Below are 9194 nucleotides of genomic sequence, written 5' to 3'. Positions count from 1 at the left end.
CGCTCTCGGCGGGTTTGCTTGCGCTTGCCGGCGTACTCAAAGTCGGAAAAGCTCATCTGGCTCATGGGCGGCTCGGATCAGGTGTTGCGGGGATTCTCGCATAACTGAAGGCTTGTTCGGAGATTCCTTAGCGGACCCAACACGCCATGAATAAAAATCTCCGTTTCAGCCACAAGATCTTGTTGGCCGCCTCACTGATCGTGATGCTCGCGTTCAGCCTGTTCACTTTGTACAACGACTACTTGCAGCGTAATGCCATCCGGGAAAACCTGGAAAACTATCTCGGCGAGATGGGCGATACCACTGCGACCAATATCAAGAACCTGTTCGACGGCCGCATCCTGCTGGTGGAAAACGCCGTGCAGAACATCGCCAGCGATCCGCAGAACGTTGGCACCATGCTCGGCCAGAAAGCGGTGACTTCAAGTTTCCTCACCACCTACCTGGGCCATCCGAACGGTGACTTCACCATTCGTCCGCAGATGAAGATGCCTGACGGCTACGATCCGCGCGTTCGCCCCTGGTACAAGGACGGCCTGGCCGCCGGCAAGACCATCCTCACCGAACCCTACATCGACATGAGCACCGGCAAGATGGTGATTTCCATCGTCACCCCGGTATCCCCGCAGGTCGGCGTGGTGGGTGGCGACCTGGCGCTGGACGGCCTGGTGGAAATCATCAACTCGCTGAACTTCGGCGGCATGGGCTACGCCTTCCTGGTCAACGACCAGGGCAAGATCCTCGTTCACCCGAACAAGGACCTGACCATGAAAGCCATGAGCGAGCTGTTCCCGAACAACACCCCGCGCCTGGACAAGAAACCGGTGGAAGTGGAAATGGACGGCAAGCCGACCATCCTCAGCTTCACCCCGGTGAAAGGCCTGCCGTCGGCCAACTGGTACATTGGCCTGGCCGTGGACAAGGACAAAGCCTACGGCATGCTCAGCAAGTTCCGGACCTCGGCGGTGATCGCCACCATCATTGCGGTGGGCTTCATCATTGGCCTGCTGGGCCTGCTGATCAACGTGCTGATGCGTCCGTTGCACACCATGATCCGCGCGATGGAAGGCATCGCCCAGGGTGAAGGCGACCTGACCCGCCGCCTGGACATCCACAACCACGACGAATTCGGCATGCTCGGCAAGGCCTTCAACCACTTTGTCGGACGTATCCACGAATCGATCCGCGAAGTGGCCTCGGCCACCGAGCACGTCAACGAAGTGGCCCTGCGGGTGGTCAGCGCCTCCAACTCGTCGATGGTCAACTCCGACGAGCAGAGCAACCGCACCAACAGCGTCGCCGCTGCGATCAACCAGCTTGGCGCCGCCGCCCAGGAGATCGCCCATAACGCCGCCCAGGCCTCGCAACAGGCCAGCTCGGCGCGGCACCTGGCGGAAGAAGGCCAGCAGGTGGTGGACCGCAGCATCCAGGCGATGAATCGCCTGTCGGACATGATCTCCACCTCCAGCACCCACATCGAGACGCTGAACAGCAAGACCGTGAACATCGGTCAGATCCTCGAAGTGATCACCAGCATTTCCCAGCAGACCAACCTGCTGGCGCTCAACGCCGCCATCGAAGCGGCCCGTGCCGGCGAAGCCGGCCGCGGCTTCGCGGTGGTGGCCGACGAGGTGCGCAACCTGGCCCACCGCACCCAGGAATCGGCGCAGCAAGTGCAGAACATGATCGAGGAGCTGCAGGTCGGTGCCCGCGAGTCCGTGGACACCATGAGCCAAAGCCAGCGCCACAGCCACGACAGCGTGAGCATCGCCAACCAGGCCGGCGAGCGCCTGAGCAGCGTGACCCAGCGCATCGGCGAGATCGACGGCATGAACCAGTCGGTGGCCACCGCCACCGAGGAACAGACCGCCGTGGTCGACTCGATCAACATGGATATCAGCGAAATCAACATGCTCAACCAGGAAGGCGTCGAGAACCTGCAATCGACCCTGCGTGCCTGCGCCGACCTGGAACAGCAGGCCGGTCGCCTGAAGCATCTGGTCGGCAGCTTCCGCATCTGATTCGACCCTCCGTCCGGCGGCGTCCTGCCGCCGGACACCCTCGTAACATTTCGAACAAACTATCCTTCCACAGGGTCAACCCTAAGGCGCGTCACCGTGGCTTTGCAGCCGCCGCGTGACTGTCCGAAAGAAGATCCCGGAGGGATGCTGATCGTGCATATCGCCGACATCACCATGTTCTACGCCCCCGCCAGCGGCGGTGTGCGTACCTATCTTGATGCCAAACACCGCCGCCTGGGCCTGGCCCCGAATGTCCGCCACAGCCTGCTGATTCCCGGGGCGGTTGCACGCCAGCACAACGGAATCCACGAAGTCCCCGCCCCGCCGCTGCCGTTCGGCAACGGCTATCGTTTTCCCCTGCGCCTGGCGCCCTGGTGCAATGTCCTGCACGAACTGCAACCCGACCTGATCGAGGTTGGCGATCCCTACCTGACCGCCTGGGCCGCCCTCGGCGCGCGGCGCCGGCTGGACGTGCCGGTGATCGGCTTCTATCACTCCGATCTGCCGCTGCTGGTCAGCAACCGCATGGGCAACTGGTTCACCCCCAATGTCGAGGCCTACGTCAGCAAGCTCTACGGCAATTTCGACCGCGTCCTGGCGCCCAGCCAGGTGATGGCGCACAAACTGCGCCGGCTCGGCGTCGCCAATGTCCACGTGCAGCGCCTGGGCGTCGACCTAAACACCTTCCACCCCGAACGCCATGACCCGAACCTGCGCGCCGAACTGGGCCTGGCCGACGATACCCGGCTGCTGGTCTTCGCCGGCCGCGGCTCGCGGGAAAAGAACCTGCCGGTGCTGCTCGACTGTATCCAGCGCCTGGGCAAGCCCTGGCACCTGTTGCTGGTGGGCTCGCATATGCCGGTCAATGTGCCGGACAACGTCACGGTGTTCGGCGAGTTTCGCCCGGCCACTGAAGTCGCCCGCCTGCTGGCCAGCGCCGACCTGCTGGTGCATGCCGGCGATCAGGAAACCTTCGGCCTGGTGATCCTCGAAGCCATGGCCAGTGCCACGCCGGTGGTGGCGGTGGCGGCCGGGGCCTTCAGCGAGATCGTCCACCCCGATTGCGGCCAGCTTTGCGCCCCTGGAGACGGCCAGGCCATGGCCAACGCGGTGCGCGAAACCTTCGAGCGCGGCACCGCGGCGCTCGGCCAGCAGGCGCGCCAGCATGTCGAGCAGCATTACAGCTGGGACAACGTGGTCAGTGGCCTGCTCGCCCATTACCGCGCGGTGCTCGGCTACAGTGACCTGCCGGTGCGTGCCCATGCCTGAGATCCCTGCCCCCGGCCGCAGTGTGTTGCTGGTCCTGCACGACGTGGCCCCGGAAACCTGGCCGGACTACCAGCCCTTCGTCGAAGCGGTGGACGCCCTTGGCCAGATCCCCATGACCCTGCTGGTGGTCCCGGACTTTCACAAGCGCAACGCCCTGGAACAGGACGCCAGCTTTCGCCGGGTAATGGAACGGCGCCTGGTGCGCGGGGGCGAACTGGCCCTGCATGGCTACTTCCATACCGACGACGGCCCGCCACCACGCTCGCCCGGCGAGTACTTCATGCGCCGCATCTACACCTGGGAAGGCGAGTTCTATGGCCTGAACGAAATCCAGGCGCTGCAACGCCTGGAAGCCGGGGTGGAACTGTTCCAGCGCCTGGACTGGCCCCTGCGCGGCTTCGTCGCCCCGGCCTGGCTGATGAGCGGGGGCACGCGCCAGGCCCTGCGCCAATTGCCGCTGCACTACACCAGCGATCCGCAGCATCTGTACCGGTTGCCGGACTTCACCCCGGTCGATGCGCCAGGCTTGGTGTGGAGTGCCCGCAGTGCCTGGCGGCGCGGGTTGTCGCGGGCCGTCAGCGCCATGCATGAGCGCCGTATGAGCGATGCCAGCACCATCCGCCTGGGCCTGCATCCGGTGGACATGCGCCACGCCTTTTCGCGCAACTACTGGCTGGACACTCTGCAACGCCTGCTCACTGACGGGCGCATTCCCATGACCAAGATGGCCTGGCTGGCCAGCAGGCCCGCGCCGTGAACCGCATCGGCTGGCTGCTGGCGGCGCTGTTGATGGCGGCGCTGGTGCCGGCCCTGCTCGGCGGCGCTGAATTGCTGCCGCGCCTGCGCAGCTTCCCACCCGGGCTGCTGCTGGCCTTGTTCGGCATGATCGTGCTGTGCTGGGTGCTGAACGCGTTACGCCTGCGCCTGTTGCTCGGCAGCCAGGGCGAAAGGATCGGTCGCCTGCGCAGCCTCGGGGTGATCATGGCCACCGAGTTCGCCATCTGCACCACCCCCGGCGGCAGCGGTGGCCCGCTGACCCTGATGGCGCTGCTGTCCCGCGACCGGGTTCGGCCCGCCCACAGCGGCGCCGTGTTCGCCATGGATCAGTTGAATGACCTGCTGTTCTTTCTCGGTGCGGTACTTGGGATAGTCGTCTACACCCTCTTCCACAATCTGGGCCGCAGCCTTGAGGGCATGCTGATCGGCAGTGCGCTGCTCATGCTTGCGGTGCTGGGGCTGGGAGTGGGTTTGCTGCGCTGGCGGCGCGGGCTGATGCGCTGGAACGGGCGCGTGCTGAAAAGATTGAATGTGCGGGAGTCGACACAACGGCGCTGGGCAAGACGGCTGCTGCATTTCTTTCGGGCGTTCCGGGCGACCTTGCGTCTGCCCCGGCGGGTGCTGGCCCTGGTCTTCCTGCTGACCTGCCTGCATTGGGCCCTGCGCTACAGCGTGCTGTACCTGGTGCTGCTGGGGCTGGGCGGCAACCTGCAATGGATTTCCAGTTTCCTGGTCCAGGTCCTGTCGTTGAGCGCCGGGCAGTTCAGCCTGTTGCCAGGCGGCGCGGGTGCGGCGGAGCTGACCTCGGCGACGCTGCTGACGCCGATGGTCGGCAAATCAACCGCGGCGGCTGCGGTCCTGGTCTGGCGGGTCGTGACGTACTACTTCTACCTGATCGCCGGCGGGCCGGTGTTCCTCTGCCTGCTCGGCCGGCCGCTGCTCGAGCGCCTCGCCGGCTTGCGCCGCTGATTGCGCCTGCCACAGTTCGGCGGCACCGGGAAAATCGGTGCCGTCCTCGCTGTCCAGGGCCTCCGGGTCGTAGCGACTGAGACAGCCCTCGCCCAGGGTGGGCGGGGGATGGGCAGCGCCCCGGTCGAGCGGGTCGCTCATGGCCTCAGTTGAACACCACGGTCTTGTTGCCGTGCACCAGCACGCGGTCTTCCAGGTGATAGCGCAGGCCGCGGGCCAGGACCATCTTCTCGACGTCACGGCCGAAGCGGACCATGTCCTCGATGCTGTCGCTGTGGCTGACGCGCACCACGTCCTGCTCGATGATCGGACCGGCGTCCAGCTCTTCGGTGACGTAGTGGCAGGTCGCGCCGATCAGCTTCACACCGCGCAGCGAGGCCTGGTGGTACGGCTTGGCGCCCACGAACGACGGCAGGAAGCTGTGGTGGATGTTAATGACCTGCTGGGCGTATTCCGCGCACAGCTGTGGCGGCAGGATCTGCATGTAGCGCGCCAGGACGATGACATCGGCACCGTGCTCCTGGACCAGGCGCGAGACTTCGGCGAAGGCTGGCTGCTTGTCCTTCGGGTCGACCGGAACATGGAAGAACGGAATGCCATGCCACTCGACCATGCTGCGCAGGTCGTCGTGGTTGGAGATCACGCAGGGGATGTCGCAGTCCAGCTCGTTGCTGTGCCAGCGGTGCAGCAGGTCGGCCAGGCAGTGGGATTCGCGGCTGGCCATGAGCACGACGCGCTTCTTCTGGTCGGTATCGGTGATCCGCCAGGTCATGGAGAACTCTTCGGCGATCGGCGCGAACGCCTCGCGGAAGGCCTCTATGCCGAACGGCAGGGTATCGGCACGGATCTCGTGACGCATGAAGAACCAACCGCTCAGGTCATCGGAGTGATGGCTCGCTTCGGTGATCCAGCCGTTGTGGGACGCCAGGAAATGACTGACTTTGGCGACAATGCCGACACGGTCGGGACAAGCGATCACCAGCCGATAGGTACGCATGCAGGGGGCTCCAGAACTTCGCAAAGGCGCACATTCTAACGATTGCCCGGCAAAACTACAGTAGTCACGTGACATCCGGCGGCGCCCGTGCCTTTACCCAAGGTCATGCTGTGGATACCCGAGGCCCGCAGTGAAGATTAATTTAGTTGCGAATTTCACCTCCCGGCATTTGTAAAGTGCCAGCGCGACAATCCATCCCGGGAATAAACATTGAAAAGCGTGGCACTCGAATGTTTACTTGGGCAGATTGTCTGACTATTATTGCGGCACTGTTATCCCGAACGCCCAATTACCAAGGAACGCCTCATGTCCCTGATCAACGAATATCGCGCTACCGAAGAAGCCATCAAAGAACTGCAAGCCCGCCTGAAGAATCTGTCCGAAGACAACAAGCTGCAGCAAGAGCTGGAATTCGAAAAGAAGCTGCGTGACCTGATGGGGACCTACGGCAAATCCCTGAAAGACATCATTGCCCTGCTGGACCCGGAAGCCAAACTGAACAAGGCCCCACGCGGCGGCGCAGTTAAAGTCACCGGCACCAAGCGCGCGCGCAAGGTCAAGCAATACAAGAACCCGCACAACGGCGAAATCATCGAAACCAAAGGCGGCAACCACAAGACCCTGAAAGAGTGGAAAGCCAAGTGGGGCGGTGACGTCGTGGAAAGCTGGGCCACCCTGCTCGATTGATTTGCGTCCTTATCAATAAAGAACGCCGGCATTGCCGGCGTTTTTTATTGGGCGCTCTTAACACTGTTTACAGGGCCAGGCGCTGACGTAGTTCGTTGGCATGTGCGTGCCATGCTTCCAGCAAGGCCCGCTGCTCGCCCAGCGCGCCAGCCAGGGCCTCGCCCAGCGCGGTTTCAAAGGCCGCCAGGGTATGCGGGGCCCCCATCGCGGGATCATCAAGACGCTGTTGGCAGAATGTTCTCCATTGTACTTGCTCCGTTTCACTTAGGCTCGCCGGAAAGTTCCTAGCCCTATATCGGAACAATAGTTCTGTCAGACGCGGGTCATCGAACATCCATTGCCCACTTGCCAACTGCTGCGGATCTGCCAGGCGCACCTGCTCGCATAGACGCCGGTCACGATCACCGAAAAAACCGTCATACAGCTGCTGCTCCGGGTCTTCGCTCGCAGCGAACTCCTTGCCTTCATAAATTGGCGCCAATTTATTTTCCCACTGCTCCCGGGCAGCAATCAGCTGTTCACCACGGCGTAGCAATTCGGACATATCGAGGCCCAGGCGCTGCTGGTCTTCCTTGCGCACTACAGCCAATGGCGCCACCACCGGGCAACGGTTGATGTGCAACAACTTGAGAGGAACAGGCAATTGTCCGTCAGGCATTTCCTCACGGCGCGTGTATAACCGCTGGCGCAATACTTCGGAATCTTCCGTCAACAGCGGCGCAATATCCTGGTGCAGATCACAAACAATCAGCGCGTTGCGATTGGCCGGATGCCAGGCCAATGGCAGTACCACACCGAGATAATTACGTGCCGCCGAAAAGCGCCCGGAAATATGTACCAGAGGCTGCAACAAGCGCACCTGGTCGAGGACTTTGTGTTTGCTGCGCAGCTCGAACAGCCACTCATACAGGCGCGGTTGTTTCTCCCGGATCAGACGGGCCAGGGCGATGGTCGCACGCACGTCGGACAGCGCCTCGTGGGCCTGGCCATGGTGGATGCCGTTGGCCGCGCTGAGCAGTTCCAGACGCAGGCTGACCTGGCCAGTCTCGCCCCGAGGCCACTGGATACCCTCGGGACGCAGCGCATAGGCCGTGCGCACCACATCGATCAGGTCCCAGCGGCTGTTGCCGCCCTGCCACTCGCGGGCGTAGGGATCGAAGAAGTTGCGATACAGGCTGTAGCGGGTGACTTCATCGTCGAAACGCAGGGTGTTGTAGCCGGCACTGCAGGTCCCGGGCCGGGCCAGTTCGGCGTGAACCCGGGTCATGAAGTCGGCTTCGGCCAGGCCGTCCCGGGCCAGTTGCGCCGGGGTGATCCCGGTGATCAGGCAAGCGGCTGGGTGCGGCAGGATATCGTCGCTCGGCTGGCAGAACAGATTCACCGGCGCTTCGATCTCGTTGAGGTCCAGATCAGTGCGCACACCAGCGACCTGCAGGGGCCGGTCGCAGCGCGGGTTGATCCCGGTGGTTTCGTAGTCGTGCCAGAAAATGCTGGAGCTCACGGCGATTCATCCTGAAGGGTAAATCGCCGGAGTCTACCTTATGCCGAGGTTGGCAACGGCCGGAAGCTGAAGTAGTTGAGCAAGGCGGCCACCAGTTGGTCGTACTCCCGGGGTGCCTGCAACAGCATGAAACCGGAGTCGTAGAAGCCAGGGCTGGCGTCTTCATGGCACCACAGGCAACTGGCGGTGATGTTGATGCGCTGCCAGGCACCAGCCTTGGCGGGAATGCGCAACTGCAGTTCGAAATCGGGACCGACCAGCAAAGGCAGGGTGCTGATCAGCATGAGGCCGTCTTCCGATGCATTGCCCAGGTAACCGATGGGCTGATCGGTGAAACGGTTGTAGACCTTGAGGAAGTGGGGGAGCAGATGACGCTCGATTCGGCGCTCGGTATACATGGCAATGGGTCGCATTGGATGACCCTTAGAGCAGGGTCGCGCTAGTGCCGTCTTGTACAGGTGCACGCTCTTTGTACACAGTCTGTCGCAATGAGAGTAGCGCAGACCGGGGCAAGGCTTCCAGCGCAAAATTGCCCCGGCACTCCCTCAGCGCGAGGGCGAAAGCGGCACCGGACGCGGGATCGCCGCCTCGCCTTCGCGATAATGTCCAAGCTGTTCAAGCGTTTGCAGACGCGCCTGGGCACGGTAGGCGTATTCGTTCTGCGGGTACTTCTGGATGATGAATTTGTAGGTTTGCGCCGCATCGACGAACAGCTTCTGGCGCTCCAGGCACTGGCCCCGCAGCAGCGCGGTTTCCGGCCAGATGAACGGTCGTGCGCGGCTGGTGCGATCGACCTGCGAGAGTTCCAGGGTGACCTGCTCGCAATCGCCGCGGTCGTAGGCCCGGTACGCATTGTTCAGGTGGTGGTCCATGGACCAGCGGGTGCAGCCGACGACGCTGGTCGCCAGGGCCAAGACAATCAGGGCTCGCATGGGGATTCTCCTTTCGATAGGCAGTGTATCGGCGCCTGACC

At 63.0% G+C, this 9194-nt stretch carries 9 protein-coding genes and 2 pseudogenes; 6 read left to right on the top strand and 5 right to left on the bottom strand.

The window, feature by feature from the left end:
• Window positions 1–146 precede the first annotated feature (146 nt).
• From PSEMO_RS34455 to PSEMO_RS30125, 5 genes and pseudogenes are all read left to right on the top strand, one after another.
• Window positions 147–1166, top strand: a pseudogene (locus PSEMO_RS34455) (cache domain-containing protein); the annotation flags it as partial.
• Window positions 1167–1256: 90 nt separating this feature from the next.
• A complete protein-coding gene (locus PSEMO_RS34450) occupies window positions 1257–2021 on the top strand; it encodes a methyl-accepting chemotaxis protein (RefSeq protein WP_372239151.1) in 765 nt (254 codons plus the stop codon).
• Window positions 2022–2165: 144 nt separating this feature from the next.
• Window positions 2166–3290 (top strand): glycosyltransferase family 4 protein, encoded by a 1125-nt coding sequence (locus tag PSEMO_RS30135; protein ID WP_075806508.1) that lies wholly within the window; start codon window positions 2166–2168, stop codon window positions 3288–3290.
• A complete protein-coding gene (locus tag PSEMO_RS30130; protein WP_075806507.1) occupies window positions 3283–4047 on the top strand; it encodes a DUF2334 domain-containing protein in 765 nt (254 codons plus the stop codon). Before PSEMO_RS30135 ends, PSEMO_RS30130 begins: the two co-directional genes overlap by 8 nt.
• A complete protein-coding gene (locus PSEMO_RS30125) occupies window positions 4044–5036 on the top strand; it encodes a lysylphosphatidylglycerol synthase transmembrane domain-containing protein (protein ID WP_075806506.1) in 993 nt (330 codons plus the stop codon). The genes PSEMO_RS30130 and PSEMO_RS30125 overlap by 4 nt, the downstream gene beginning before the upstream one ends.
• Here the strand turns inward: PSEMO_RS30125 and PSEMO_RS34005 are convergent.
• Window positions 5013–5177 (bottom strand): annotated as a pseudogene (locus PSEMO_RS34005) (hypothetical protein); the annotation flags it as partial. The gene PSEMO_RS30125 and the pseudogene PSEMO_RS34005 sit on opposite strands and share 24 nt — an antisense overlap.
• A 4-nt stretch (window positions 5178–5181) precedes the next feature.
• The gene (gene purU, locus PSEMO_RS30120; protein ID WP_075806505.1) at window positions 5182–6033 is read right to left on the bottom strand and encodes a formyltetrahydrofolate deformylase; all 852 of its coding nucleotides are present in this window, start codon (window positions 6031–6033) and stop codon (window positions 5182–5184) included.
• 306 nt (window positions 6034–6339) lie between these two features.
• Here purU and mvaT point away from each other — a divergent pair, with 306 nt between their 5' ends.
• Window positions 6340–6720 (top strand): histone-like nucleoid-structuring protein MvaT, encoded by a 381-nt coding sequence (gene mvaT, locus PSEMO_RS30115; protein ID WP_075806504.1) that lies wholly within the window; start codon window positions 6340–6342, stop codon window positions 6718–6720.
• 67 nt (window positions 6721–6787) lie between these two features.
• Here the strand turns inward: mvaT and sbcB are convergent, their stop codons facing one another.
• From sbcB to PSEMO_RS30100, 3 genes are all read right to left on the bottom strand, one after another.
• Window positions 6788–8227, bottom strand: coding sequence for an exodeoxyribonuclease I (gene sbcB, locus PSEMO_RS30110; RefSeq protein ID WP_372239150.1), 1440 nt, complete (start codon window positions 8225–8227; stop codon window positions 6788–6790).
• Between the two features lie 32 nt (window positions 8228–8259).
• Entirely contained in the window at window positions 8260–8619 is a 360-nt protein-coding gene (locus tag PSEMO_RS30105; RefSeq protein WP_075806502.1) for a pilus assembly protein PilZ, read from the bottom strand.
• 147 nt (window positions 8620–8766) lie between these two features.
• The gene (locus PSEMO_RS30100; RefSeq protein ID WP_075806501.1) at window positions 8767–9153 is read right to left on the bottom strand and encodes a hypothetical protein; all 387 of its coding nucleotides are present in this window, start codon (window positions 9151–9153) and stop codon (window positions 8767–8769) included.
• Window positions 9154–9194 lie beyond the last annotated feature (41 nt).

This window comes from Pseudomonas putida (genome assembly GCF_001941965.1).
Taxonomy (GTDB): domain Bacteria; phylum Pseudomonadota; class Gammaproteobacteria; order Pseudomonadales; family Pseudomonadaceae; genus Aquipseudomonas; species Aquipseudomonas putida_L.
The sequence above is the reverse complement of the archived record's forward strand: the minus strand, read 5'-3'. Positions and strand labels throughout refer to the sequence as shown.